Genomic DNA, 24,703 nt, shown 5'->3' with positions numbered 1-24,703 from the left:
TATTATAAAATGTTATAATAAAGAAAAGAATTGAATACATACATATGAAAAAGGAGTGGAGGAATCAATGGACAAAATTGCTGTTATTTCAGATATCCACGGAAATCTTCCTGCATTAGAAGCAGTTTTAGCTGACATACAACAACGAGATATCCATCGCATCATTTGTCTAGGTGATTTAGTAGGAAAAGGACCGGATTCAAGTAAAACGATTGATATCATAAAAGAAAAGTGCGAAGTAACAGTAATGGGAAACTGGGATGACTTTATTACAAAGCCTGCGGAATTTGAAGCGTTAAAATGGCATCAAAAGAAGTTAAGTTCAACCCAAGAGGCATACTTAAAGGAACTTCCTTTTTCCGTTGAGTTTATGATGAGCGGAAAATTAATTAGAATGTTTCACGCTTCACCTAGAAGTCTTTATGATCGAATTCAACCCTGGGATTCACTTGAAAAGCGCCTTAGTCTATTTGCTAATACGGAATATACGGAAAATATAAAAGGATCAAGAGAGCCGGATGTTATCTGTTACGGAGATGTACATAATGCATTTATTCAACATATTAAAGGGAAAACGCTATGCAATGTAGGAAGTGTAGGAAACCCGCTTGATTTACCGCAAGCTTCCTATCTTATCTTAGAAGGAAACGATCAAGACGAAAGCCCTTCAGCATTTTCTATTCAATTTGTGCGTATTCCATACGATATTGAAAAAGCAATAGAATTGGCGAGATCTGTAGAGATGCCGGATTTTGAACCCTACGTTCAAGAATTAAAAACAGCTCGCTATAGAGGACTAAAAAATTAAGAATAGAATGTATCTCAACCTTCAGCATAAATACTGAAGGTTTTTTAGTGGGGTATATGAGGGGTTTTTCAACATCATTAGTATGATACATGCAAATAAAAGTTATTCCGATGAATTTAAGGGAGGGAAAACTTGGAGAAAAACATACAGCATTTGAAAGGAAATAAATTTTATTTTATGAAGACAATATGAAGAGGGCAATTCCATTTGAACATAAAATCATGCAAAAACGCCCCTGAAAAGCTGTTTTTAACATAACGAGTGGAGGAATACATGATGAAATTTTTTATTGATACAGCTAACCTGGAAGATATTAAAAAAGCTTATAAAATTGGGGTATTATCAGGTGTTACCACAAACCCTTCCCTAGTAGCTAAAGAAGGCGTAAAGTTTGAAGATCGCATCGAAGAAATTTTAAAAACCGTCCCGGAAGTAGAATCCGTTTCAGCAGAAGTCACGCCCGACACAGTAACAGCAGATGACATGATTGCTCAAGCAGAAGAGCTTATAAAAATTAATGGAGGAGACAAAAATATAACGATTAAACTTCCTATGACCATTGCTGGATTGGAAGCAACCCGTTATCTAGCTAAAAAAGGCGTAAAAACAAACGTAACGTTAATTTTTACAGTGAATCAAGCGCTTCTAGCAGCGCGTGCCGGTGCCACATACGTATCGCCATTTTTAGGACGCTTAGACGATATTTCAGAAGACGGTGTTTATCTGGTATCTCGAATTGCAGAGCTATTTCGAATTCAGCACATTGACTCACAAATTATAGCAGCGTCAGTCAGACACCCAGATCACGTCACGCGAGTAGCTCTTGCTGGGGCTCATATTGCTACAATTCCGTATGCCGTAATTGAACAATTAGTAAAACACCCGTTAACAGAACAAGGAATTGAAAAATTTGCATCAGACTGGGAAAAAGCTGTAAAAAGTTAAATTCACTTAAGGAGAAGACATCATTTTAGTGTCTTCTCTGCTTAAAGGGTATACGAAGATTCTTTTTTTCTATTTTTCAGCAAACAACTTATCATTAATAGGCGAACATCCTATACATATATGCAGAGATGACATACGTTAATAGAAACGAAAGAGGTGTTAAATTGGGCTGTATTATTAACATTGAGAATATCGTGACTAACGGGTTAAAAGACAATTCGAATGTAAGCGTAGGCTGTGTTGTACAAAATAGTCACACGGCAAATACAAAATCGGTAGGAGCTTGTTTTTCGTTTGGAAACGGCTCTCCTGCTATTGCCTCTATGACAAACAGTAATATCGACTTTTGTAAAGGTGAAGAAAATAAAGAGTAACAATCTTGAAAACAATTCCAGAAAGAGTATTTCTGGAATTGTTTTTTGGTAAGTGATAGAGTTTTGTTAACAAGTTGTTTTGGCTTTTAAAAGAAAAACATTCATGAGGGAGGGGTTTGAGCGGTGCTATGAGCATTATTTCTATTATTCCTTATACATACGTTGAAAGAAAAATAAAACGAACACAAAAGGTGACGATTCAGCATTCAAAAGACATGTGCTTATATACTGATAATATTCAAACAGAGAATGATTGCTTTCACATTAACAGCATATTTGATATCTCTTACAAATGCGTTTCAAAAGAAAGCGGCTTTTTATACTTACATACAAATCAAGGGATGTTCGCTTATACCATACACACCGATCCTGCTGCCTTTATAGCAGCATATAAAGATATAAAAAAGAAGGGGTGACATTGCTGTCAGCCCTTCTTTTTTTTTGTTACTATTTTATCCACTGTACAACTTGATCCATACTTCTTCTCGTTTTTCCACGTTTAGGTTCATGAATTCGGTAGCCGAACGCAACCATAACGGAAATATCAAACTTACCGTCTTCTAGTAATCCTTCTTCTTTTAGAATTTCATGTACTTGGTCATAGTTAAATCCTTCAATCGGACAAGAATCAATACCAATTTGAGCAGCTGATGTCATCATATTAGCTAGTGCAATATAAGATTGTTTGCTAGCCCAATCAAAAAGCGCTCGCTTGCTTTCGAACAAGTGAAAATCATTTTCTTGGAAATCTTTATAACGAGGCATTAATGTCTCTAATACATCATCGGGCATTTCTTTTACGTTTTTCTGAAGATCCAATACATATTCAGAGTCATATCTTGCGTCTGTGCGAGAAAGAATAATAACAAAATGACTTGCTGTAGGAATTTGACCTTGTGCTCCCCAAGAAACAGCTTTTAATTTTTCTTTTAAATCTTTATTTTCAACGACTAAAAACTTCCACGGCTCATAACCTACTGAGCTTGGAGATAAGCGCCCTGTTTCTAAAATGAATTGGAAATCTTCATCGGAAATTTTCTTCGTTGGATCAAACTCTTTTGTAGCATGACGAAAGTTAAATGCGTCTAAAATTTCTTGTTTTTTATCTGTATTGTTCATGTGTAAACAACCTTTCTGTAAAAATATTTAGTGATGAACTGTTAACATACAATTTGTCATAAAATCCGTTTGCAGATTTATCATAAATTATATAAATCATTCTAACAAGTACGCACATTTTTGTTGTATAGTATACTTTTTTATACTGTTGATCCAATTTTATAAGAAGCAGAAAGGAGGAAACGATCTGGGGAGTTTGTTTTTGAAAAAATAGTTAAGAGGGAGAAAAAGGAGAAGAGTACTCTTCTCCTTTTTAATTAAATTTTGGTGTTTGATTTTTTCGCTTTGTTTTCAAGTTCACTTTTCGGTTCTGTTGAAAATTCAACATCTTTTCCGTGTCCTTGAGGGTTAACACCAGGAGCTACTTGACCGCGGTTAGCAGATTTTTTTGTACCCATTTTCGTCACCTCCGTTCGGTTAGTATGTGCAAAAAAGTGAAACAAAAATCAAGAAGTAAAGCGTGGAAAGATAAATAGGAAAAGATTATCTTTAAGCATCTTCATTACATAAACAAGATAGTTACTCATTTAAACGGCCATAAAAAAACACCCTTGGAAGAGTGTTTTTTGTTTAAGAATCTGAGCTTGTCGCTCTGTCTGCGTATGGATAGATAGGATCTTTTAATTGAAATTTGTAAGTCACTCCATCTACAAGTCCTACCGTTTTATTGCTATCATAAAGATCCAGCATAAAAGCAGCCATTTCTTTTGACGTATGAAACTTAGGTACTCGTCCTTCGTATTCAAAATCACTCATATCCATCGAACGCTGTGCAAATTCTGTTTCAGTAGCCGCCGGAGCTAGAACCTTAGCCTGCATTTTTGCTCCTCTCCCTTTTAATTCTTGAGAAAGACCTTCTGTAAATGCACTTACGTAGAATTTTGTTGCGCAATAAGTGACTGCATCAGCAACAATGGTGTAGCCGCCTCCAGAAGAGACATTAATAAGCTGGGTACCTGCAACGTTTTCATAATCTCTTACAAATAGAGAAGAAAGAATGGTTAAGGCTTCGATATTTAAATGAAGCATTGTTTCAATTTTAGTTAATTTTTGTTCACCGACAGAAGCAAAGTTTCCGAATCCAGCATTGTTAATCCAAGTTTCTAATTCATACTCTTTGAGTGACTCATAAAACGTATGAGCATTTTCTGCCACGGATAAATCAACCGACTGGACAATAACATTTACATCTTGGTTCAGTTCTTCAATTTTTCTTTTTAACTCTTCTAGCTTGTCCTCTCTACGTGCAGCCAATATAAGATTTTTTCCACGTGCTGCAAAAGCTAAAGCTGTTTCATATCCAATTCCTGAACTTGCGCCAGTGATTACTGTATATTTCATGTTGATTCCTCCATTTTCGATGTTTTCGAATTGATTATAATTGTTAAAGTATACTTTAAGTCAAGCGTTTATTCGATTTATTTTTCCCTTTAGAAGTATGTTTATAAACATTTGAAGTTGGGTGCTAAACTTCAGTGATTTGCAACGATTTTTAATTAAGTGGGCGCTAGGAACTACGGCAGTGATGACAATAGCTGCATTAATTTTAGGTGTTATTTCTATTTAATAAAAAAAGACCCCAAGGGGTCTTTTTTTATACTCTTACATTGAACTAGACTGTTCGCTGCAGCTGCTTTTTTTAAAATAGAACTTATAAATTAAAAATCCGCATACGGCCACTACCGCTGCAATTAAAATATAGGTTTGTGCATCTGAGATAAAAGATTGAATGGACTTAAAGTTTCCAATTTGTCCTAACCAAAGCATGGCAATATTTAAAGGAAAGATACCAAGAAATGTGAGCAGAGCAAACGGCATAGGTTTCACTTTAGATAGCCCTGAAAGGTAGGAAATGTAGTTGCCGAGCCCTAAAGGACGAGCAATCGCAATACTCCATAATCCGCATTTTTTAAACCATTTTTGTGATTTCTCAAATGCTTTTTTCTTCTTTGATAATTTTTTCTTTACCTTATCCTCTAATTTATAGCCTATCCCATAAGGTATAAAGCTAAAAGCTGTATAAACGGCGCTTCCTGCAAAAGCGATTAATAATAATTTCACTATGTGCATGTTTAATAAGTATCCGTAGGTAAGGGTGAGAAGAGAACCAGGAAACGGCAGGGAGGAAGCCTCAATGGCCAGTCCGCTTAAAAGTCCCCAAATTCCAAATTGTTTCAGTAAGTCTGTTATGAAATGTAGCATAAGATCGCCTCTTTTTCTGTGTCATAACATTCAAATACCCATCTATATGTTCGGAAAAACTTATAAAAGAAAAGAAAATACAGGAAGAAAGCGGGATGTGAAAGAAAAAAACTTAGCTTGTACAAGGAAAAAGGAAGGAAATGTATTTTATAGCTTCTACTCAGAGTAAAATTATAGGGGGAAAATAATCGAGTGTGGATTTTTAAATAAACTACGACTTTTATTCATGGTTTTGATTCCTTTTATTCATTTTACTTATAAAACTAACGGGTGTAAACTTGTGGTGTTGTGAAATAATCCATTATGTATATGTATTAAAAAGGAAAGGAGGTTACCGTGTGGTTATTATTGTAGGATTGTTATTGTTGATGTTTTTTGCTTATCTAGGGTGGTCTATTATCTGGGTGGCGCCTGTTGTAGCTACGTTCGTTGCTTATTTTAGCGGTTTAAAAGTACTGCCTACTTATACAGATGTGTATATGGAAGGGTTTGTAGATTTCGCTGCAAAATGGTTCCCCATCTTTTTATTAGGAGCCGTCTTTGGAAAGCTAATGGAAGATACAGGCGCAGCTAAATCGTTGGCGCAGCGTATTGCTAAATTATTTGGAAGTAAAAGAGCCATTTTAGGGGTGCTGATTGCTTCAGCTATTTTGACATACGGCGGAGTGAGTCTATTCGTTGTTGTCTTTGCGATTTATCCTTTAGCAATCGCGCTATTTCGAGAAGCTAACGTATCGCGAAATTTACTGCCAGCAACCATTGCACTCGGAGCATTTACGTTTACAATGACAGCGATTCCAGGTACGCCTCAAATTCAAAATCTGATCCCGACTGCTACATTTAAAACCAATGCAATGTCCGGTTCGATTATTGGAATGGTCTCAGGTCTTATTATGGCGGTGGGAGGATATTTATGGTTAGCTTATCGCGATAAAAAATTAAAAACTAAAAATCAAGGGTTTACCGAGCCTAATGAATCATCAGTCGCAGCGAGTGAAGAGCAGGACTCGATGAATGTAATATTAGCTATTTTACCGCTGATTGTCGTTGTCGTGGCATTAAACGTTTTAAAATGGGAGCCTATCGTTTCGTTATTAATTGGTATTTTTTCTATTTTACTTATTAATTTTAAACATTATAAGAAGTTTATTTCTTCTATAAATGAAGGAGCAAAAGGATCCGTGATGGCTGTTATTAATACGAGTGCAGCAGTAGGTTTTGGCTCGGTTATTACAGCAGTTCCAGATTTTAAAGATGTCACGCATGTGTTGCTAAATGTTTCGAGTAATCCGCTCGTTTCAGAAGCGTTAAGTGTTCAAGTGCTAGCGATGATCACGGGTTCAGCATCCGGCGGTATGGGTATTGCGCTTCAAGCATTAGGAGATACGTGGTATCACTTGTCTCAAACGACGAATTTAAGTGCTGACGCTCTGCACCGTATTGCAAGCGTTGCGTCAGGTGCATCTATCTTACCGCATAACGGTGCGTTGTTAACGCTGTTAGCCGTAACTGGTCTTCGGCATAAAGAAACCTATAAAGACGTATTTGTTGTTGCATTTATCATTCCAACAATCGCTTTATTTGCAGGAGTCGCATTAGCGGCAGCCAGTATTATTTAAAAACAGGAGGAGAATACACATGGTTGAAAATCAAGTAATTGTAATCACAGGAGCAGCAAGAGGAATTGGGTTTGAAATAGGTAAACGATTCGCAGAAAACGGTGGAAAAATTGTGTTATCCGACATTGATCAAGCTGCTGTAGAAGCTGCAGCACAAAATCTTCGTGAAGCTGGATTTGAAGCGCTTGGTGTCAAAGCCGATGTAACAAAAGAAGAAGAAATCAAACATTTAATTGAAACAGCAAACGCGCATTTTGGAGCGGTTCATACGTTCATTAATAACGCTGGCTTGCAGCATGTTTCTCCAATCGAAGAGTTTCCAACTGAAAAATATGAGTTAATGATCAAAATTATGCTAACAGCTCCATTTATGGCGATTAAGCACGCGTTTCCGATTATGAAAAAACAAGGGTTCGGACGTATTATTAACGTTTCTTCTATCAACGGTTTAATCGGTTTTGCGGGCAAAGCAGCTTATAACAGTGCTAAACACGGTGTAATTGGGCTAACAAAAGTAGCTGCTCTTGAAGGCGCAGCACACGGTATTACGGTGAATGCACTTTGTCCTGGCTATGTGGATACACCACTAGTGAGAGGTCAGTTAGATGGTTTAGCTAAAACAAGAAATGTACCATTAGAGAGCGTGCTTGAAGAAGTTATTTATCCTTTAGTCCCTCAAAAAAGATTACTAGACGTGAGCGAAATTGCTGACTATGCTATTTTCTTAGCGAGTGATAAAGCAAAAGGTGTAACTGGTCAAGCGGTAGTAATGGACGGCGGATATACAGCTCAATAAAAAATAGAATAAGTCATTAAAAACATAAAGGAGTCTAATGAGCTCCTTTATGCTTTTTTATGTTATATCTATTCTATCGAGTTAATCAACGTTAAAATATAACTAGGCGATACATAAAAGAAGCCTTATACTATTTCTCCTGTAAAGATAAATAGTATGATAAAAAAGCCTACAGATTAGAAAGGATGATACATATGGTGCAAACAGTAAATGAATTAATTAAACATCCGGTTTTTTATTTTTTTAACGAAATTTCAGCTATTCCTAGAGAATCTGGAAATGAAAAGAAAATTAGTGACTATTTAGTTTCTTTTGCAAAAGAAAGAAGCCTTGAAGTTATACAAGACGAGGCTTTAAATGTAATTATTAAAAAGCCGGCAACTAAAGGGTATGAACATGCTCCAGCCATCATTTTGCAAGGACATATGGACATGGTATGCGAGTTAAATAAAGGAACTGTGCATGATTTCGAAAAAGATCCGCTTCAACTGCGAATTGTGGAAGATATGCTTTATGCAAATGGTACTACGCTAGGAGCTGACAACGGGATTGCCGTTGCATATGCACTGGCTTTACTAGATGCTCATGATATAGCTCACCCTTCTCTTGAAGTAGTCATTACTACTGAGGAAGAAACAACTATGGGCGGAGCCATTGCTGTAAATCCAGCTCATTTTGAAGGGAAAATCTTTATTAACCTTGATACAGAAGAAGATGGAAAGCTGCTTGTCAGCAGCGCAGGCGGGGTAAAAGGCGTGCTTCGTATTCCCGTAGACTGGGAATCGTCTTCCGATAACTCAGAAACATATAGCTTAAGCATCGGTGGATTGCGCGGCGGACATTCTGGAATGGAAATTGATAAAGAAAGAGGAAATGCTAATAAACTGCTAGGGAGAGTTTTATATGATTTACAACAAGAACTTCCCTATTCTTTAAGCAGCATTAGTGGAGGATTAAAATCAAATGCGATTCCCCGTGAATCAGAAGCAATTCTATCAGTTGAGCCTTCTGAGGTAGGAAAGCTAGAAAATAAGATTCGTGAGTGGAACGAAATAGTAAAAAATGAATTACAAGCGGCTGATCCGAGCGTATATGTGAAAATAAACAAATCTTCTTCCGTTGAGAAATGTTTTACAAAAGAAACGACAGAACGAATTGTACAAGCCATTATGCTAACACCAAACGGCGTTCAAAGCATGAGTATGAATATCGAAGAATTAGTAGAATCTTCTACCAACTTAGGTGTGATTACGACGACAGAGTCAGAGATTGTTTTTCAAAATGAAATCCGCAGCTCAGTAAAAAGCTTAAAAGAAAAAATAGTAAGTCAAGTGCACATACTTGCTCAAGTAGTCGGAGGAAGAGTTGAAACAAAAGGTAATTACCCTGAATGGGCGTACAATGGGGATTCAAAAATTCGTGAATTATGTAAAAAGGTTTACAAAGAAAAGTATGGGGAAGAGGCGGAGATCATCGCCATCCATGCTGGAATTGAATGCGGTATTTTCCTGGAAAAAATCCCTGGATTAGACGCCATTTCGCTCGGTCCCGATATGTACGACGTTCATACACCTGATGAACACCTGAGCATTCCGTCTACTATTAAGACATGGGAATACTTATTAGCAGTATTAAAAGAAGCAAATAAGATATAAAGTTATCAGCATCCCTATAATTTTAAAAAAAGAGCTTCTGTAAAGGAGCTCTTTTTCATTCGTCATTTATCGGATAATAATCAGAATTCCGTCAACACGTCAGGCAAATGAGAACATTTATGTAAGCGTTTTACAAATAAAGGTTTTAAAACGGGCCTAAAAGAGGTAAACAATTACTAAAACGATAGACAAATGAATTCAAAACAAGCTCTGCAACTAATAAATTAGTAGGGAGAGAATGTATATGAATGATAATAGTCTTATCAAAGATCCCTTTTTGGAAAAAGGAGAAATTGAATTTTTAGAATTAAGGAAAGACGAAATACGTTATCTAAAGTTCGATCGGTTTTTGAAAGTGATTAAAACACTTAATCAACGCAGTGATAAAGGCTACCAGAGTCTTATGCTTTCCGTTGATGGCTTTAAAGGTAATTCAAGAGAATTATATGAGATAGAGGAGTTTCGCAGATACGTAAATTTGTTAATTAATCAAGTTCCTCAAATATTATTTTATATTCATGATAAAAACAAAATGACTAATCAAATTTTGAAAAGTCTATCAAACAACAGCAGCCAGCCGGCCTCTATAGATCCTAAAAGAGCACGTTTAATGATTGATGCCATACAGGAGCAAGTAGAGAAAACAGAGGATAAAGAGATAAAGGAGAATCTTTCTGAATTCGTATGTAAAATCCAGAGCTTTGTGAATCAGTATTAACATTTCCCAATAGAAAAGTAGAATCCATATTATAAAAAAGTACGAGAACTCAAAGTTTCTCGTGCTTTTTTATTGGAAAAACAGTAGAAAGAGAAAAGGATTATCAACATAGATTGATAAATAACAAATAATAATGGTAAAGCTTCATATTCTGACGTGAAATAACAAAATAACAAGGAGGAATGAACATTGCATCATATTGAAATAAGAAGACCAAAAATAGAAGACAGCGCAGAACTCCACGAGCTTTTTAATGAAGTAATCACAGATACCTTTCATAAAGAGGGTCTATCTGACATGGTGAACGATATACAAATAGAAATTGAAAGTAAAGAACAATATTTAAAAAGTGACCTCGATAGCGGTGGAAAACATCGATTCTTTTGGCTTGGAATAGATAAGTGCACCAATAAGATTATTGGATGTATCGAATATGGTCCTGCTAGTGAATTAATTACGGCGTGTACAAAAGGAGAGCTGCAAGGATGGATTGAAATCGGCACAGTTTTTGTTCATCCAAAGTACCAAAGAAAAGGTATAGGGACACTGCTTTTACATACTATGCTGCTTACGCTTCAAAGCAAAGAAATTAAAAAAATTTGTTTGGACAGCGGATACAAAAATGCTCAGGAAGTATGGAAAAACATATTTGGAATCCCTGATTATTTAATAAAAGATTACTGGAGCAAGGGGTATCATCACATGGTTTGGAAAATATCAGCAGAAAGTACGCCGATAGTATTTAAGCTCAGTTATAACGAAGAATAAGGTCTCTCCTAGAAAATAGCCGGTACGTTTCTACCGGCTATTTTCTACTGGTTAAGCTGTTTACATATGTTCAATTATAAATTAGTGTATTTTATTGAATATAATACCTTGACTGTCATAGTAATATGATTTAAATTATACATAAAGAGGTGATACTTTGGTATATGCAAAAATGTCTTCAGATTTACTTCGGGGACATACAGATACAATGATTTTGAAATTACTTCTCAGCGGAGATAAGTATGGTTATGAAATTAGTAAGCTTATTTATACCTACTCTAAAGAGCAGTATGAATTAAAAGAAGCCACAATGTATTCAAGCTTGAAGCGCCTGGAAAAAGACGGTCATATTCTTTCTTACTGGGGAGATGCTGTACAAGGCGGTCGCAGAAAATACTATAAAATTACAGAACAAGGAAAAAGCGTATATAAACAAAACAAAGAAAACTGGGAGCAAGCGAAAAAAATTATTGATTTATTGTTGTAAGAAAGGATGATGTTATAAATGAACGAAAAAATAAAAAATCATGTGCATAACATTTTGGCTCCTTATCAGGATGTAAAAAATGTTCAAGATCTAGAAGAAGAACTATCACAGAACTTGCAGGAAAAATTTACAGATTACAAAAAAGACGGGTATAATGAAGAACAGGCTTATTATATGACAATCAATTCTATCGGTGATATCACAGAACTGATTCAATCAATAAATGTAGAAACAAAGGAATTAAAGCAAACCGTCCCTATGGATTTTTCAAAGACCGAGCTTACAAAATCTGATTTTCGTTCTGTATCGGTGTATAAAGGGAAATTTAATGCAAGTAATTTGAATGAATCTGATTTTAGCTACGCAGATCTTACAGACAGCATGTTTAAAAGCAGCAATTTAACGAAAGCAATATTTCATCAGGTTAATTTGACAGGCGTACAATTTAAATGGGCAAATTTTAAACAGGCTAGTTTTAAAGGCTGTATCTATGACAACACGTACTTTAAGCAATGTAATTTAACAGACATTGTATTTGACGAAGAAACATTTAACGGAACAATCTTTGAAGGAACATCATTAAAAAAAGCCTCATTTCGCAACGCAACTTTGCTAAATGTACAGTTTCGAGGATCAGATTTAAAGAAATCCGATTTTGAAGGTGCAAAAATGGATAAATTGACATATAACTTTTTAAAAAGTGCCAAGATAGATCTTAGTAAAGTTACGATTATTTAAAGATAAAAAAGACCTCTCTGAAGGTCTTTTTTTATGGACATATAACAATTCTTTTTAAGAGCGAGCAGGATAGTTTATGAGAGAGCTAGAACACATTCATAATACGAACGATTACGGTAACAAGCTGAATATGAGAAGAACATATTCGTATCTTTGAAATAATAAAGCTTTTATCACTTATGTGGAGGAGTATGGAAATGTCTATATATGAAATTTGGAATGAAGTGGATCTTTATATGAATGATAAGCTTATACAACCTGACCCTATTCTTGATGAGGTATTGAAGGCAAATCAAGAAGCTGAATTACCTGCCATCGACGTATCGCCTAGTCAAGGAAAGTTTCTGCATTTGTTAGCTTCATTAAAAGGAGCTAAACGCATTTTGGAAATTGGTACTCTTGGAGGGTACAGCACGATTTGGCTAGCCAGAGCTCTTCCGAAAGACGGGCAGCTGATTACGCTCGAATTAAGCGCTCATCATGCAGAAGTAGCAAGAGCTAATTTAAAAAGAGCGGGAGTAAGCCACTTAGTAGAAGTCATTGTCGGCCCCGGGCTTGATACATTAGCTGTATTAAAAGATAGGGGAACAGATCCGTTTGATCTTATCTTTATTGATGCTGACAAGCCGAATAACCCAAATTACTTAAAGTGGGCTCTAGAATTATCGAAAAGAGGAAGTCTGATTATTTGTGATAATGTTGTTCGTCAAGGGCATGTGGTGAACTCAGAAAGTGAAGATGAAAATGTAAAGGGAATTCGTCAATTTATGAATGCTCTGGCTCAAGAAAAACGAATCAGCGCCACGGCTATACAAACCGTTGGAAGCAAAGGCTATGATGGATTCATTGTAGGGATTGTTGAATGATAAAATTTGTATTACACCTAAAAAGAGACGGAGACATAACTAAACCCATCCAATCAACAGCTAGAATCAAATACATACATGAAACCTACGTTCATCATCACCCTAAAAAAATCCGAACGAGTTGGATTCTCAACCAAACTCGTTCGGATGGTCCTTCAACTAACATACTTTTGTTCCAGACTCTTTTTAAATGGGCCCCAATTTATCTGTCATTTGTTTTTCGGTTAAAAAATTAATCAATTCTCGTACAGCGAATGAACTGTAGCGTTCTTTTAACAGAATAATTCCAAGTTCCCACATCATTTCAGGATCTGCAATAGGTACGGTAGTAATATTGGGATCTTTCACTTTGGCATAAAGCGATTCGGGTAAAATAGCAATACCTAGTTCTGCCGCTGTTAATTCAATAATTAAATCCCATTGAGAACTTTTATACGCTATAGAAGGCACAAAGCCTGATTTTAAAGCATCTTGAATTAACCGGTCGTGCAGCGTAAATTCTTCACTGAACATAATGAATTTTTCATGCTCCAATTCTTTCATCCAGACGGAAGAACGTTTCGCTAAAGGATGGTTTTTATGCGCGTATAAAAGGAATCTCTCCTTAACGAACGGGTATACGTGAAAATGTTCATCATGAACGCTTGTGAGAGGAAGCATAACAATCCCCATATCTACACCAGCCTCTTCCACAAGTGCTTCAATTTTTTTTGCTCCAAATTCAATAAGCTCTAGAGATACTTTAGGGTATTGTTCATTAAATGCTTTTGCAATCTTCGGGAAAAACAAGGTCCCGATGAGCGGAGGGACTCCCATCTTGATTTGCCCTGTTTGCAAGTTCACTAAATCTCCCAACAAGTGAGGCATGTCTTTTAACACCGACAGAGCTTTAGTTGCCTGATGATACACGACTTCTCCTGCATCGGTTAGCTTTAATTCTCTTGTTGAACGATCAAGAAGCTCAAATCCTAGTTCATTTTCTACTTTTTTGACGGCTTTACTTAAAGCCGTTTGTGACAAATGAACTTGCAGCGCTGCCTTTGTAAAATTTTTATGATTCGCTACCTCTATAAAGTATTCTAAGTCTCTGATTTCCATGTGAAACTCCATTTCTGCAAACTGCTTATCCTTTTTCTTTACTCTTTATTTTAACCATTAAATTATTTACTGTAAATGTGCTGATTATATCCAATGAATAAAAACAGGGAAAGGAAATGAACTAAAGTTTCTGTCGAAATTGATTTATAAAACGAATAATTTTTTTATAGAGAAACATAGATTTTGCTATTAGCTGATGGGGGATATAAAGATTTTTGCATGTGCGTTCGGGCAAAAATGCAAAACTGATTAAAACAACTGAAAGTCCACATGCTGCGGCTGTAATCTCTAGCCAGGAAAACATCATACCATTCCTCCTTTTACAAACCTACTAATAGAATATGTAAAAGTTCGAAAGGAGGTTGTACGATAGACCTATAACGAGTGACGGTATGAAGCTCTCTCTAAAAATAAAATTACGTCAAAGAACGTTTGGCACAGGCCCTGCGTTCTTTGACGTAATTTTATTTTCGCTCTTCAGCCTGATGCTCTTGTTTGTTTTGTTCAGTGAGACGTTTTTGATGAGCTTTTGTTTCTGCACTTACGTGATTTGCATCATTCGGTTGATTCTTCTTTGAACCTCCTGCAGCGTTACTCATTAGACGACACCTCCAGTCTGGTTATGAAACATACCTATAGAATGTGCGTATTTACAGACTTTATACACCTCTATCGATATTACTGCACACGAAAAAAGCAAAGGGAGAGTCACTAAGACTGTTCCCTTTGCTTTTTTACTAGGCGACTTTATCGGTGGTGATAATTTTGTTAATCCAGTCTTTTCCTTCTGTAAACCTTGTAACCAGCATTGCTGTTACTGTATTTCCTGTACTATTTAACAGGGTAGCAGGGGCGTCAATAATCGTGGAAATGACCGCAATAATGGGCAGAACTTCTGGCGAAAATCCATAAATCGTAATAATTAACATTTCGCCAATCATACCGCCTCCAGGGATTGCTCCCATTACAGCTCCAACTAAAAAGGCTACACCTAAAATACTCAAAATGCTCGTAGCAGACGTCATATCTTTTCCAAACAAACTGAATAAGAAAACAATTTTTAGAATACCGCCAATAACAGAACCATCTTTATGCGTGTTTGCTCCTAATGGAATCACCGTTTCAGCAATATCAAGTGGCACACCCATTTTCTTTGTTGCATCTAAATTGACTGGAATAGATGCAGCAGAAGAACAGGTAGCAATAGCGGTGATAGAAGGAGCAGCTGCATTTTTCCAGAACAGTTTAATTCCTGCTTTACCGCCAGCAATCCATGCGTATAGCGTAAAGAAGCCGAAATAGTAAACGATTGCAATTAATAAATAAAGAATAAATGCTCTAGCGTACCCTTGTAAGATCTTTGGTCCTAGTTCTCCTACTACAGTAGCAAAATAGCACCCTAAACCAATTGGAGCATAGTACATCACAATTTTAACAACCTTCATCGATACTTCTTGACCCGAAGTCAGGAATTTCGCCATAGGCTGTCCTTTTTCACCGGCCATCGTTGTAGCAATACCGAAAATGACGGCAAAGACAATTAATTGTAAAATATGCTCTTTCGAAAATAACTGAACAAAATCAGGTACAGTAAAGGTACTAACAAGCTGAGTTAAAAGCGTCATTTTTTCAGCTGTATTTTCACTGTCACCCATTAATTCTTTAATCGCAGAAGTATCTACGTTGTGCAGCGGATTGTAAAGTGACGCGCCTAAAAAGCCTAGAACAGCTGAAACAGCAGCAGTAGCGATAAACACAACGGCGATACCTAGCATAATTTTACCGAGACGTTTCATTTCGTTCATGTTTGCAATTGCCGAAGCCACACTAAAAAAGACAAGGGGAACGATAATCATGAACATTAAATTAAGAAACAAATCACCAAAGGGCTTTACGACTGCTACATCGGGCCCGATAGCATATCCTGCTATCCCGCCAATTAAAATAGCGAGAAGCAGAATAAGCGATGATCTGTACGTTTTAAATACACTTAAAACCATAGTTATATTTCCTCCAAACAACAATAGCTTCTTTACTACGCAAGAACAGCTATCATTTGCTCATTGCATACGTAGTAACGACTGGCTTTACATCTTTTCGCACCAAATCTTCGTATGTTTCTCGCTCCACAGCAAGACGAGCTTCTCCATTCTTTACAAATACAACAGCAGGGCGCGGAATGCGGTTGTAATTGCTAGCCATTGAATAGTTGTAGGCACCTGTAGAGGAAACTGCTAATAAATCTCCTTGATTAACGCGCGGTAAATCGATATCCCAAATAAGCATATCTCCTGATTCACAGCATTTCCCCGCAATCGATACCGTTTCATCTTTTTTATCCGTCACTCTATTAGCCAAGACAGCTTCATGCTTTGCATCATACAAAGCAGGACGAATATTATCGGTCATACCCCCGTCAATTCCCACGTATTTGCGTACACCTGGAATCTCTTTCGTTGAGCCAATTGTATAAAGCGTTGTACCCGCTTCTCCTACGATGCTTCTTCCAGGCTCAATCCAGACTTCCGGAAGGGTATAATTTTGTTCCGTTAACGTACGGCTTAGCTTTTCTGTCAGTGCATCTACATAATACTCAACTGGAAGAGGAGAATCGCTTTCGGTATAACGAATACCAAAACCACCACCTACGTTTAAAACTTTTACTTCAAAGTCCATTTTATCACGAATATTGAATAAGAAATCAGTTAAAATATCAATGGCGCGAGAAAAACCATCTACTTCAAAAATTTGCGAACCAATATGACAATGAATGCCTAAAAGATTATAATAAGGCTTTTCTAATGCAGAACTTACCGCTTTCATGGCTTGGTCATTGGAAAGACCAAATCCAAACTTTGAGTCTTCTTGTCCGGTCATAATATATTCGTGTGTATGGGCTTCAATCCCTGGAGTAACACGGAGAAGAATAGATGCTTTCTGTTTGCGCTCAGCTGCTAAGGCATGCAAAACTTCAAGTTCGGTGAAGTTATCCACAACAAAGCAGCCGATATTCGCATCAAGAGCCATTTCAATTTCTTCAATCGTTTTGTTATTTCCGTGAAAATGAATGCGTTCAGCTGGATATCCCGCTTCAAGAGCTGTAAATAATTCGCCTCCTGAGACCACATCTAATGACATATCAAGCTTCGTTAAAAGATTAGCCATTTCCATACAAAGAAAGGCTTTCCCTGCATAGGCGATTTGATATGAAAATCCACTTCTTTGGAAGGCTGAATGGAAGGTCTTGCATTTCGTCTCAATTAATTCTTGATCGTAGATGTATAGGGGAGTGCCGTATTGTTTTTTCAGTTCGACCGTATCGCACTGTCCAATTTCTAAATGATTGCTGCTGTTAATTTTACTCGTTCCATGTAAGTACATAATCCATATCCCTCCATTTAAATCATTCAACTATAACTTTGATGATCAGTAGAAAAACACAAAAAAGACCCGTGAAGTGATGTTCACGCGTCTTGGTTTCATAATAATAAAGTATTATTACATTCTAGGCATCAACATCTCTTCAATAGCTCTCCACAAACCAAATGGTTTGTGACAGCTCAGCATTTATTCAATACTGAACCAGTATATGAACACAATGGATGTCTATATACTTCGGCACGAAATCCCTTTTACTTATCTTCACAGACTCCATTAGTCTCTAATAAGTGACTCTTGATTTCATGCACCTCTATTCTCAGAGAGGAAAATTATATTTAAATGTAACTCCTATTATATTTCCTTTTCCTCTGTCTAGTCAATGAAAAGTTAAGGCATAGGAATATCAAAAAAAATAAATAAAAAAGCTATAAAGCTTCCAGATAGAATCCAAGCAGCCAGTGCTGTCTTCTGATGAATGATTAAAAGTGAGAACGTGACAACATTGAAGAGAAAAGAACACAGCAGCGACCATCCATAATGATGAGTGATACTGTGATTAACATAAGCAATGAACTCAATCACAGTAAATAAAAGCGCCCACAAAAGAATCCACCACAGCCGGCCGCTTACATGCAACGGCAGCCTTCCTAAAAAAACCGGTATAACAAACGGATAAATAATTAAGGTTATTCCAAGGGAAACCATTAGGTGATCGGGTAGAAAAAGGTGATCAATACCAACAGGGTGAAATACCCATACGCGGTGATGAAACAGCAGCACTTCATAAAGCAAATTCCCCGTGATCCAAAACAACAAAGTAGGATAGTATTCTTGATATCTCCGCCACTTGCCAAATAGTAAACCAAGAATGATGAAAAATAATACAAATGAAGATTGCATACGCTCTCCTTAAAATAATGGTTATTTCTTTTTATTTACATATTATAGTGGTTTTATTCTTTCATTTTTTTATTCAGAAACTATAATAAAAAAGCGGTAAACGCAGTGTTAAATATGCGCGATCACTACTTGTGGTTTGCTTCATCTCACCATAATCTCCGTAAAAGAACTTATTGCGCTTTTGTTTACAATGAAAGGAGCTATACGTCAAATTCAGCAAGACTCAAAAATAAGCTCAAAATAGCTTCACCTAGTATGTGACTTCTTTTTTTGCTATGCTAAAATTGCGTACATAATGGCATAAGAATACTAGAAGAAAGAAAAGGGTGTTTTGGTATGAAAACATACATCGTAGTTGGAGCTGGGATACTTGGAGCTTCTACAGCATATCATTTAGCAAAAGCAGGAGCAGATGTGACATTGATAGATCGCAAGGATGCGGGTCAAGCTACTGATGCAGCAGCAGGAATTGTTTGTCCATGGCTTTCGCAGCGTCGAAATAAAGCATGGTACCGCTTAGCAAAAAGCGGCGCCAAGTACTATCAAACATTAATTCAGCAATTAGAAGAAGATGGAGAAACGGATACGGGATATAAGCGAGTAGGAGCAATTAGCTTACATACTGATGAGCAAAAGCTTAAAAAAATGGAAGAAAGAGCATATAAGCGTCGGGAAAAAGCTCCCGAAATAGGCGAGATTACACGTTTATCCGCTAAAGAAACACAGGCTTTGTTTCCGGTTCTTTCGGAAGAATACAGTTCAGTTCATATTAGTGGAGCCGCTCGCGTTAACGGAAGAGCTCTTCGAAACGCACTTGTGAATGCAGCGAAGAAAAACGGTGCAAAAATAATAGAAGGAAACGCAGAACTACTTTATGAAAATAATCAAGTAACGGGCGTTTCCGTAAATGGACAAACCCTTCTAGCAAGTACAACAATCGTAACAGCAGGAGCGTGGGCAAATCAATTACTAGAGCCTCTTGGAGTGAAATTTTTAGCAAGTTTTCAAAAAGCGCAAATTGTCCACTTGCATCTCCCTGATGTAGATACAAAAGACTGGCCCGTTATGATGCCTCCAAGCGACCAATATATTCTTTCATTTGAACAAGGTCAAATTGTCATTGGAGCAACACATGAAAACGACACGGGTTATGACTTGAGAGTAACTGCTGGGGGGCTTCATGAGATTTTTTCAAAGGCCTTATCAATTGCTCCCGGCTTAACAGAAAGCACAGTCTTAGAAACAAGGGTAGGGTTTCGACCATTTACTCCAGGCTTCTTGCCAGTCATTGGAACTCTTCCGGCTTACGAAGGAATACTAGTAGCGAATGGTCTCGGAGCTTCAGGCTTAACGTCGGGTCCTTATCTTGGTTCAGAGCTTGCTAAATTAGCACTTGAAATGGAAATGGAAATTGATCTTAGCGACTATGATGTAGGAGGAGCTATCGAGTCTTAAGCAAACAGAATGAATGAAAACAAATAGAAGTTCGCAAACTATAACTACTATATGATGAAAGGGAGTAGATTGTTTGCGAAAGATTATGATAAGTGCAGCAGCAGCTTTTTTATTTATGAGCGCGACGCCTGTATTAGCAGAAAACAATCCTCAGCCAGAAACAAAAGACGTGCAGCTGACGTCTCAGCAAAAGCAGGAATTGTCCGTGCTGTACAAAGAAATGCTAGCAAAAAAGAAAGAAATACTTTCAAAATATGTGGAGTACGGTGTGCTAAGCAAAACGGAGAGTCAAAACATTTCTTCACATATGGAAAATCGCTATCAGCATATGGAGAAAAATGGTTTTGTGCCGAAGCGACACTGTCATAAAATGCATCATTCAGAGTAATTCATATTCACATAAAAAAGCGCCTTTACAGGCGTTTTTTTATGTGAATGAATGGAAAATATCCGCTTCTTTATCTAGTAAATTCTAAAATCCTCATGTAAAATTAAGAGAATGAGAACGAGTAGGAAAGATGCTAGTGAGGGGTAGGTAAATACGAACGATGAACGAAAATAAAAAAATAGTCCGATTACATGCAGAAAATCATTCAGCTGAGGCGCTAGGAATCATATTTGCTTACAAACAAAAAGATGACCATCTTGTTTACAGTATGTATCAAGGTGAAAGCGTTCATGAGCAAAAAATACCTCTAGAAGAATGGGTCTCGTATGAGCATTTTTTCGAAGCACTAAACAAAAAGAAAAAGCTTATGTACGAGCTTCAAATAAATGATAAACGCTATGTAGTAAACTTAACCCCTTTATCTTACACAGAAAAGCCTGAAATTATGGGGCATTGCGTGAATATAACTAGTTATCAGGAGAAGAAAGAACAGATTCAGCCTTTTATTTATCATAACGCAGATGCTGTTGCTGTCGTTGACTTAGAAGGTAAAACGCTTCAAGTGAACCCTGCGTTTGAGAATACATTTGGCTGGACGTTTGAAGAAATTTATCAAAAGCCTCTTCCAATTATACCTTCGTTTTTAAAGGAGCCAGTGTGCGAACTTCATAAGACCATTCAATCAGGGGAATCGAAAACGGAATTTGAGACGGTCAGACAGCATAAAGACGGTCATTTAATTAATGTAAGCGTCACACTATTCCGCGTTGAAAATATGAATGATTGGCCGCTATGCATTGCTTTTGTCTATCGAGATATAACATCACGAAAGCAGGCTGAAACGGCTTTAAAAGAAAGCGAAGAACGCTACCGAAGCTTGATTGAGTTATCGCCGGAAGCGATTATCGTTCATAGTGAAGGGAAAATTGATTACATCAACCCTGCAGGAGCCAAAGCGCTAGGATACAAAAGTCCTCAAGACGTATTAGGAGCTTGTGTTTATCAGTTTGTTCACCCTGATTACTATGATGTGGTAAAACAGCGAATTTATCGAATGAAAACAGAAAATAAATCTGTAGACCTACAGGAAGAGAAGTTTATTCATAAAGACGGTCATACGATTGATGCCGAAACCATTGCTTTTCCTATTCCCTATATGGAAAAGCAGGCCATTCAAGTTTTGTTTCGTGATATTACAGAACGTAAAAAAACTGAAAAATTGCTGCGTGAATCCACTCAGCTTTCCTTAGTCGGACAGTTAGCGGCTGGTATAGCTCACGAAATTCGAAACCCTCTGACGGCGGTAAAAGGATTTATGCAGTTATTAAAAGAAACGAGCGGTCAGCCTTACTATGTAGAAATGATAAATCATGAGTTAGATAGAATTGAATTGATTACTGATGAGTTCTTGAGTCTTGCAAAGCCTCAGGCGAAAACCTACAGGGACAAACATGTCCAAGATATTTTAGAGAATACTTTAAAGCTAGCTGAGGTGCAGGGGATTGCGGAGAAAATTCACGTAAAAAAAGAAATTGATCTTCATCTTCCTCTCGTATTATGCGAAGAAAATCAGTTGAAACAGGTGTTTAGCAATATATTTAAAAATGCAGTCGAATCTATGCCAAGTGGAGGAACCGTAACGATTCAACTAAAAAGATTTAATCAGGAGAACCTTGTTGTCCGGTTTAGCGACGAGGGGCCAGGCATCACGCAGGAAAGAATGCAGCATTTAGGAAAACCTTTTTATAGTACCAAAGAGAAAGGAACGGGGCTTGGACTGATGGTGTGTTATAAGATCATTCGAGAACATAGAGGAGAAATTAACTTTGTAAGTGAACTTGGAAAAGGAACTACCGTAGACATTCTTTTGCCTTTTAAAAAGTAGATTCTACTTTTATAAGCATGAAACCTTTTCTAAAGGGGAATACATGTTAGTGAACGAATAATGAGATTAAAATAGGAGGGAATAAGATGGAACGCATTGAAACGGGAGAGATTTTTACAATTTTAGATGAAAATGATCAAGAGCAAGATATTGAAGTGCTTGGAAAAATGACGATTGAAGGGCACGATTATATTGCTGTTGCGTTTGTGGAAGAAGTTTTAATTGAAACAGAAGAAGAAATTGATGTTTTCTTTTTGAAAATTGAAGATGATGGTGAATGGTCTTCAATTGAAGATGACGATGAGTTTGAAAAGGTATCAGCCGTATTTGAGGAAATGACATCCGCGTAAAAAGAGAGGTTAAAACCTCTCTTTTTTTATTTTTAAATAATATAATATTTAGAATTTTTCTAAAAATGTCTTGCTGAATTATTTCCCTTCATTTATGATGAATATGTAACATACCAACCGGTTAGTAAGTAAATGAAAGCGAGGGACTACCGTGTATTTTTCTTACTCTGACAAAGTAGTGAAGCTGCAAAAAGAATTGACCTCTTTTATGGAAGAGCATATTTACCCAAATGAACGGCTATACGAACAACAGCTGAATGAACAGCGATCTAGATGGTCAGCTGTTCCTCCGATCATGGAAGAGTTAAAAGAAAAAGCAAAGCAAGCTGGATTATGGAACTTATTTTTGCCAGAAAGCGAATACGGAGCGGGTCTAACAAATGTCGAATATGCCCCCCTTTGCGAAATTATGGGCCGTTCTATTATTGGACCAGAAGCTTTTAATTGCGGAGCTCCTGACACCGGCAATATGGAAGTACTGGTTCGATACGGAACGTCCGAACAGAAAGAAAAATGGCTAAAGCCGCTGTTAAATGGAGACATTCGCTCCTGCTTTTCTATGACAGAACCAGATGTAGGTTCTTCTGATGCCACAAACATTCAGTGCAGTATTGTAAGAGAAGGCGATGAATATGTAATAAGTGGAAGAAAGTGGTGGTCTTCAGGTGCGGGAGATCCTCGCTGCAAAATTGCTATTGTCATGGGAAAAAGCGATTTTACCGCATCTAAATATGAACAGCAGTCTATGATTCTAGTTCCATTAAATACTCCAGGAGTTAAAATTGAACGAATGCTGCCAGTCTTTGGATACGATCACGCTCCTCATGGACATGCTGAAATTCATTATGACAATGTGCGTGTGCCAGCGTCTAATATGCTTTTAGGCGAAGGCAAAGGATTTGCTATCGCTCAAGGCAGATTGGGGCCTGGACGTATTCATCACTGCATGCGGCTAATAGGAGCAGCGGAAAGAGCGCTTGAAGAATTATGTAAGCGTATTCAAAATCGTTCTACTTTTAATAAGTTGCTTTCCCAGCAAGGGGTTATTCAAGAATGGGTGGCAGAATCGCGTATTGAAATTGAGCAAGCTCGCTTATTAACATTAAAAGCTGCTTATATGATGGACACAGTTGGAAATAAAAAAGCGCGGAAAGAAATTGCTATGATTAAAGTAATGGCTCCTGCTATGGCTTTAAAAGTCATTGATCGTGCTATTCAAGCATTTGGAGCAGCAGGTGTTTCAGAAGACACGCCGCTTGCGGCACTTTGGGCAAATGCCCGCACTCTTCGCCTCGCTGATGGTCCAGACGAAGTGCACAAAGCTCAGCTTGCAAGACTTGAATTAAAATCCTATCAAGAAAAGGAGGCAACATATGCACATAAAGGATTTGTTTGATTTAACTGGGAAAACAGCTATTATTACCGGCGGAGGCAGAGGATTAGGAGAACAAATGGCAGAAGGGCTTGCAGAGGCAGGGGCAAATATTGTTCTATGTTCGAGAAAAAAAGAAGCATGTCAGCAAGTGGCCGATCGATTGGCCACTACAGGCGTAAAAACCCTCGCTTTAGCATGCGACATCGGTCAGCCTGAAGATATTAAAAATGTCGTGCATCAAACGATTGAAAAATTTGGACGTATTGATATTTTAATTAATAACAGCGGAGCTACGTGGGGTGCTCCAGTTGAAGAAATGCCTCTTGAAGCATGGCAAAAAGTGATGAATATTAATGTTACAGGAACGTTTTTAATGTCCCAAGAAGCTGGAAAAGAAATGATTAAACAAAAAGCTGGCAAGATTATTAACATTGCTTCAATTGCCGGTCTTGGAGGAACAGATCCTCAGTACATGGATACAATCGGGTACAACACGAGTAAAGGAGCGGTCATTACGTTTACGAAAGATTTAGCTGTCAAATGGGGACAGCATAATATTCAAGTTAATGCGATTGCGCCGGGATTTTTCCCTACTAAAATGTCAGGTGCGATTATGGAACAAGGCAAAGATTATTTTCTGAGTCAAACCCCTTTAAAACGCTTTGGCTCCGAAGCTGATTTAAAAGGAGCGGCTGTTTTTCTTGCTTCTGCGGCGTCTAATTATATTACGGGAGATATTCTGACAGTAGACGGTGGAGTTCATGCTATGTGAATAA

At 37.3% G+C, this 24,703-nt stretch carries 27 protein-coding genes, 1 pseudogene and 1 riboswitch; of the genes and pseudogenes, 19 read left to right on the top strand and 9 right to left on the bottom strand.

The window, feature by feature from the left end; translation table 11 throughout:
- The first annotated feature begins 67 nt into the window (after positions 1–67).
- The 4 genes from AC4NPH_RS03265 (at position 68) to AC4NPH_RS03250 (ending at position 2,543) form a co-directional block, all read left to right on the top strand.
- Positions 68–808 carry a metallophosphoesterase family protein gene (locus AC4NPH_RS03265; RefSeq protein WP_013057025.1) on the top strand — a complete coding sequence of 247 codons (741 nt, stop codon included), beginning with the start codon at positions 68–70 and terminating at the stop codon, positions 806–808.
- Positions 809–1,084: 276 nt separating this feature from the next.
- Entirely contained in the window at positions 1,085–1,753 is a 669-nt protein-coding gene (gene fsa / locus AC4NPH_RS03260; protein ID WP_013057026.1) for a fructose-6-phosphate aldolase, read from the top strand.
- A 164-nt stretch (positions 1,754–1,917) separates the two neighbouring features.
- Positions 1,918–2,127, top strand: a complete 210-nt coding sequence (locus AC4NPH_RS03255) for a spore germination protein (RefSeq protein ID WP_013057027.1) — start codon at positions 1,918–1,920, stop codon at positions 2,125–2,127.
- A gap of 128 nt (positions 2,128–2,255) precedes the next feature.
- Positions 2,256–2,543 (top strand): hypothetical protein, encoded by a 288-nt coding sequence (locus AC4NPH_RS03250; protein WP_029321736.1) that lies wholly within the window; start codon positions 2,256–2,258, stop codon positions 2,541–2,543.
- Between the two features lie 31 nt (positions 2,544–2,574).
- Here AC4NPH_RS03250 and AC4NPH_RS03245 read toward each other — a convergent pair whose 3' ends face one another.
- From AC4NPH_RS03245 to AC4NPH_RS03235, 3 genes are all read right to left on the bottom strand, one after another.
- Entirely contained in the window at positions 2,575–3,246 is a 672-nt protein-coding gene (locus AC4NPH_RS03245; protein ID WP_013057029.1) for an NAD(P)H-dependent oxidoreductase, read from the bottom strand.
- Between the two features lie 257 nt (positions 3,247–3,503).
- Positions 3,504–3,644: a small, acid-soluble spore protein L gene (gene sspL, locus AC4NPH_RS03240; protein WP_013057030.1), complete on the bottom strand. Its 141-nt coding sequence runs from the start codon at positions 3,642–3,644 to the stop codon at positions 3,504–3,506.
- A gap of 172 nt (positions 3,645–3,816) precedes the next feature.
- Positions 3,817–4,587, bottom strand: coding sequence for an SDR family NAD(P)-dependent oxidoreductase (locus AC4NPH_RS03235; protein ID WP_013057031.1), 771 nt, complete (start codon positions 4,585–4,587; stop codon positions 3,817–3,819).
- A gap of 124 nt (positions 4,588–4,711) precedes the next feature.
- Here AC4NPH_RS03235 and AC4NPH_RS03230 point away from each other — a divergent pair.
- Positions 4,712–4,813, top strand: a pseudogene (locus AC4NPH_RS03230) (hypothetical protein); the annotation flags it as partial.
- A 35-nt stretch (positions 4,814–4,848) separates the two neighbouring features.
- Here the strand turns inward: AC4NPH_RS03230 and AC4NPH_RS03225 are convergent.
- On the bottom strand, positions 4,849–5,448 hold the full coding sequence (locus AC4NPH_RS03225; RefSeq protein WP_013057032.1) for a DedA family protein: 600 nt from the start codon (positions 5,446–5,448) through the stop codon (positions 4,849–4,851).
- Positions 5,449–5,786: 338 nt separating this feature from the next.
- On the opposite strand from AC4NPH_RS03225, the gene AC4NPH_RS03220 reads away from it, so the two are divergent.
- The 8 genes from AC4NPH_RS03220 (at position 5,787) to AC4NPH_RS03185 (ending at position 13,095) form a co-directional block, all read left to right on the top strand.
- Positions 5,787–7,067, top strand: a complete 1,281-nt coding sequence (locus AC4NPH_RS03220) for a GntP family permease (protein ID WP_013057033.1) — start codon at positions 5,787–5,789, stop codon at positions 7,065–7,067.
- A 19-nt stretch (positions 7,068–7,086) separates the two neighbouring features.
- Entirely contained in the window at positions 7,087–7,863 is a 777-nt protein-coding gene (locus AC4NPH_RS03215) for a 3-hydroxybutyrate dehydrogenase (RefSeq protein ID WP_013057034.1), read from the top strand.
- Positions 7,864–8,057: 194 nt separating this feature from the next.
- Positions 8,058–9,518 carry an aminoacyl-histidine dipeptidase gene (locus AC4NPH_RS03210; RefSeq protein ID WP_013057035.1) on the top strand — a complete coding sequence of 487 codons (1,461 nt, stop codon included), beginning with the start codon at positions 8,058–8,060 and terminating at the stop codon, positions 9,516–9,518.
- 244 nt (positions 9,519–9,762) lie between these two features.
- Positions 9,763–10,236, top strand: a complete 474-nt coding sequence (locus tag AC4NPH_RS03205) for a hypothetical protein (protein WP_013057036.1) — start codon at positions 9,763–9,765, stop codon at positions 10,234–10,236.
- Between the two features lie 189 nt (positions 10,237–10,425).
- Positions 10,426–11,004 carry a GNAT family N-acetyltransferase gene (locus AC4NPH_RS03200; RefSeq protein ID WP_491938563.1) on the top strand — a complete coding sequence of 193 codons (579 nt, stop codon included), beginning with the start codon at positions 10,426–10,428 and terminating at the stop codon, positions 11,002–11,004.
- A 157-nt stretch (positions 11,005–11,161) separates the two neighbouring features.
- Complete coding sequence (locus tag AC4NPH_RS03195; RefSeq protein ID WP_013057038.1) at positions 11,162–11,491, top strand: PadR family transcriptional regulator; 330 nt, start codon at positions 11,162–11,164, stop codon at positions 11,489–11,491.
- A gap of 18 nt (positions 11,492–11,509) precedes the next feature.
- On the top strand, positions 11,510–12,229 hold the full coding sequence (locus AC4NPH_RS03190; RefSeq protein ID WP_491938562.1) for a pentapeptide repeat-containing protein: 720 nt from the start codon (positions 11,510–11,512) through the stop codon (positions 12,227–12,229).
- A 179-nt stretch (positions 12,230–12,408) separates the two neighbouring features.
- Positions 12,409–13,095 carry an O-methyltransferase gene (locus AC4NPH_RS03185; protein ID WP_035438961.1) on the top strand — a complete coding sequence of 229 codons (687 nt, stop codon included), beginning with the start codon at positions 12,409–12,411 and terminating at the stop codon, positions 13,093–13,095.
- Positions 13,096–13,281: 186 nt separating this feature from the next.
- Here AC4NPH_RS03185 and AC4NPH_RS03180 read toward each other — a convergent pair whose 3' ends face one another.
- From AC4NPH_RS03180 to AC4NPH_RS03160, 5 genes are all read right to left on the bottom strand, one after another.
- On the bottom strand, positions 13,282–14,193 hold the full coding sequence (locus tag AC4NPH_RS03180; protein ID WP_041816562.1) for a LysR family transcriptional regulator: 912 nt from the start codon (positions 14,191–14,193) through the stop codon (positions 13,282–13,284).
- Positions 14,194–14,657: 464 nt separating this feature from the next.
- Positions 14,658–14,792: a hypothetical protein gene (locus AC4NPH_RS03175; RefSeq protein ID WP_013057043.1), complete on the bottom strand. Its 135-nt coding sequence runs from the start codon at positions 14,790–14,792 to the stop codon at positions 14,658–14,660.
- Positions 14,793–14,930: 138 nt separating this feature from the next.
- Complete coding sequence (locus tag AC4NPH_RS03170; protein WP_013057044.1) at positions 14,931–16,193, bottom strand: dicarboxylate/amino acid:cation symporter; 1,263 nt, start codon at positions 16,191–16,193, stop codon at positions 14,931–14,933.
- A 52-nt stretch (positions 16,194–16,245) separates the two neighbouring features.
- Entirely contained in the window at positions 16,246–17,574 is a 1,329-nt protein-coding gene (lysA, locus tag AC4NPH_RS03165; protein WP_491938561.1) for a diaminopimelate decarboxylase, read from the bottom strand.
- A gap of 138 nt (positions 17,575–17,712) precedes the next feature.
- A riboswitch (Lysine riboswitch) is annotated at positions 17,713–17,895 on the bottom strand.
- A gap of 66 nt (positions 17,896–17,961) precedes the next feature.
- A complete protein-coding gene (locus tag AC4NPH_RS03160) occupies positions 17,962–18,474 on the bottom strand; it encodes a CBO0543 family protein (RefSeq protein ID WP_029321764.1) in 513 nt (170 codons plus the stop codon).
- Positions 18,475–18,810: 336 nt separating this feature from the next.
- Between AC4NPH_RS03160 and AC4NPH_RS03155 the strand changes: the two genes are divergently transcribed.
- The 6 genes from AC4NPH_RS03155 to AC4NPH_RS03130 all read left to right on the top strand — a co-directional run bounded on the left by AC4NPH_RS03155 (position 18,811) and on the right by AC4NPH_RS03130 (position 24,699).
- Complete coding sequence (locus tag AC4NPH_RS03155; RefSeq protein WP_491938560.1) at positions 18,811–19,929, top strand: NAD(P)/FAD-dependent oxidoreductase; 1,119 nt, start codon at positions 18,811–18,813, stop codon at positions 19,927–19,929.
- A gap of 73 nt (positions 19,930–20,002) precedes the next feature.
- A complete protein-coding gene (locus tag AC4NPH_RS03150; RefSeq protein WP_098196478.1) occupies positions 20,003–20,317 on the top strand; it encodes a YckD family protein in 315 nt (104 codons plus the stop codon).
- A 160-nt stretch (positions 20,318–20,477) separates the two neighbouring features.
- Positions 20,478–22,202 (top strand): PAS domain-containing sensor histidine kinase, encoded by a 1,725-nt coding sequence (locus AC4NPH_RS03145; protein WP_098196479.1) that lies wholly within the window; start codon positions 20,478–20,480, stop codon positions 22,200–22,202.
- An 86-nt stretch (positions 22,203–22,288) separates the two neighbouring features.
- Complete coding sequence (locus AC4NPH_RS03140) at positions 22,289–22,552, top strand: DUF1292 domain-containing protein (protein WP_013057050.1); 264 nt, start codon at positions 22,289–22,291, stop codon at positions 22,550–22,552.
- A gap of 151 nt (positions 22,553–22,703) precedes the next feature.
- Complete coding sequence (locus tag AC4NPH_RS03135) at positions 22,704–23,948, top strand: acyl-CoA dehydrogenase (RefSeq protein WP_491938559.1); 1,245 nt, start codon at positions 22,704–22,706, stop codon at positions 23,946–23,948.
- Positions 23,926–24,699, top strand: coding sequence for an SDR family oxidoreductase (locus AC4NPH_RS03130; RefSeq protein WP_098196481.1), 774 nt, complete (start codon positions 23,926–23,928; stop codon positions 24,697–24,699). Before AC4NPH_RS03135 ends, AC4NPH_RS03130 begins: the two co-directional genes overlap by 23 nt.
- Positions 24,700–24,703 lie beyond the last annotated feature (4 nt).

Source organism: Priestia sp. MDV22-iso46 (assembly GCF_058629175.1).
This window is presented reverse-complemented; position numbering and strand designations above follow the sequence as displayed.

What these genes read in the sequence shown, in the direction of transcription:
- AC4NPH_RS03265 (WP_013057025.1), top strand. Translation starts at nt 68, where the DNA reads ATGGACAAAATTGCTGTTATTTCAGATATCCACGGAAATCTTCCTGCA.
- fsa (WP_013057026.1), top strand. Translation starts at nt 1,085, where the DNA reads ATGAAATTTTTTATTGATACAGCTAACCTGGAAGATATTAAAAAAGCT.
- AC4NPH_RS03250 (WP_029321736.1), top strand. Translation starts at nt 2,256, where the DNA reads ATGAGCATTATTTCTATTATTCCTTATACATACGTTGAAAGAAAAATA.
- AC4NPH_RS03245 (WP_013057029.1), bottom strand. Translation starts at nt 3,246, where the DNA reads ATGAACAATACAGATAAAAAACAAGAAATTTTAGACGCATTTAACTTT.
- sspL (WP_013057030.1), bottom strand. Translation starts at nt 3,644, where the DNA reads ATGGGTACAAAAAAATCTGCTAACCGCGGTCAAGTAGCTCCTGGTGTT.
- AC4NPH_RS03235 (WP_013057031.1), bottom strand. Translation starts at nt 4,587, where the DNA reads ATGAAATATACAGTAATCACTGGCGCAAGTTCAGGAATTGGATATGAA.
- AC4NPH_RS03225 (WP_013057032.1), bottom strand. Translation starts at nt 5,448, where the DNA reads ATGCTACATTTCATAACAGACTTACTGAAACAATTTGGAATTTGGGGA.
- AC4NPH_RS03215 (WP_013057034.1), top strand. Translation starts at nt 7,087, where the DNA reads ATGGTTGAAAATCAAGTAATTGTAATCACAGGAGCAGCAAGAGGAATT.
- AC4NPH_RS03210 (WP_013057035.1), top strand. Translation starts at nt 8,058, where the DNA reads ATGGTGCAAACAGTAAATGAATTAATTAAACATCCGGTTTTTTATTTT.
- AC4NPH_RS03205 (WP_013057036.1), top strand. Translation starts at nt 9,763, where the DNA reads ATGAATGATAATAGTCTTATCAAAGATCCCTTTTTGGAAAAAGGAGAA.
- AC4NPH_RS03190 (WP_491938562.1), top strand. Translation starts at nt 11,510, where the DNA reads ATGAACGAAAAAATAAAAAATCATGTGCATAACATTTTGGCTCCTTAT.
- AC4NPH_RS03185 (WP_035438961.1), top strand. Translation starts at nt 12,409, where the DNA reads ATGTGGAGGAGTATGGAAATGTCTATATATGAAATTTGGAATGAAGTG.
- AC4NPH_RS03180 (WP_041816562.1), bottom strand. Translation starts at nt 14,193, where the DNA reads ATGGAAATCAGAGACTTAGAATACTTTATAGAGGTAGCGAATCATAAA.
- AC4NPH_RS03175 (WP_013057043.1), bottom strand. Translation starts at nt 14,792, where the DNA reads ATGAGTAACGCTGCAGGAGGTTCAAAGAAGAATCAACCGAATGATGCA.
- AC4NPH_RS03170 (WP_013057044.1), bottom strand. Translation starts at nt 16,193, where the DNA reads ATGGTTTTAAGTGTATTTAAAACGTACAGATCATCGCTTATTCTGCTT.
- lysA (WP_491938561.1), bottom strand. Translation starts at nt 17,574, where the DNA reads ATGTACTTACATGGAACGAGTAAAATTAACAGCAGCAATCATTTAGAA.
- AC4NPH_RS03160 (WP_029321764.1), bottom strand. Translation starts at nt 18,474, where the DNA reads ATGCAATCTTCATTTGTATTATTTTTCATCATTCTTGGTTTACTATTT.
- AC4NPH_RS03155 (WP_491938560.1), top strand. Translation starts at nt 18,811, where the DNA reads ATGAAAACATACATCGTAGTTGGAGCTGGGATACTTGGAGCTTCTACA.
- AC4NPH_RS03145 (WP_098196479.1), top strand. Translation starts at nt 20,478, where the DNA reads ATGAACGAAAATAAAAAAATAGTCCGATTACATGCAGAAAATCATTCA.
- AC4NPH_RS03140 (WP_013057050.1), top strand. Translation starts at nt 22,289, where the DNA reads ATGGAACGCATTGAAACGGGAGAGATTTTTACAATTTTAGATGAAAAT.
- AC4NPH_RS03130 (WP_098196481.1), top strand. Translation starts at nt 23,926, where the DNA reads ATGCACATAAAGGATTTGTTTGATTTAACTGGGAAAACAGCTATTATT.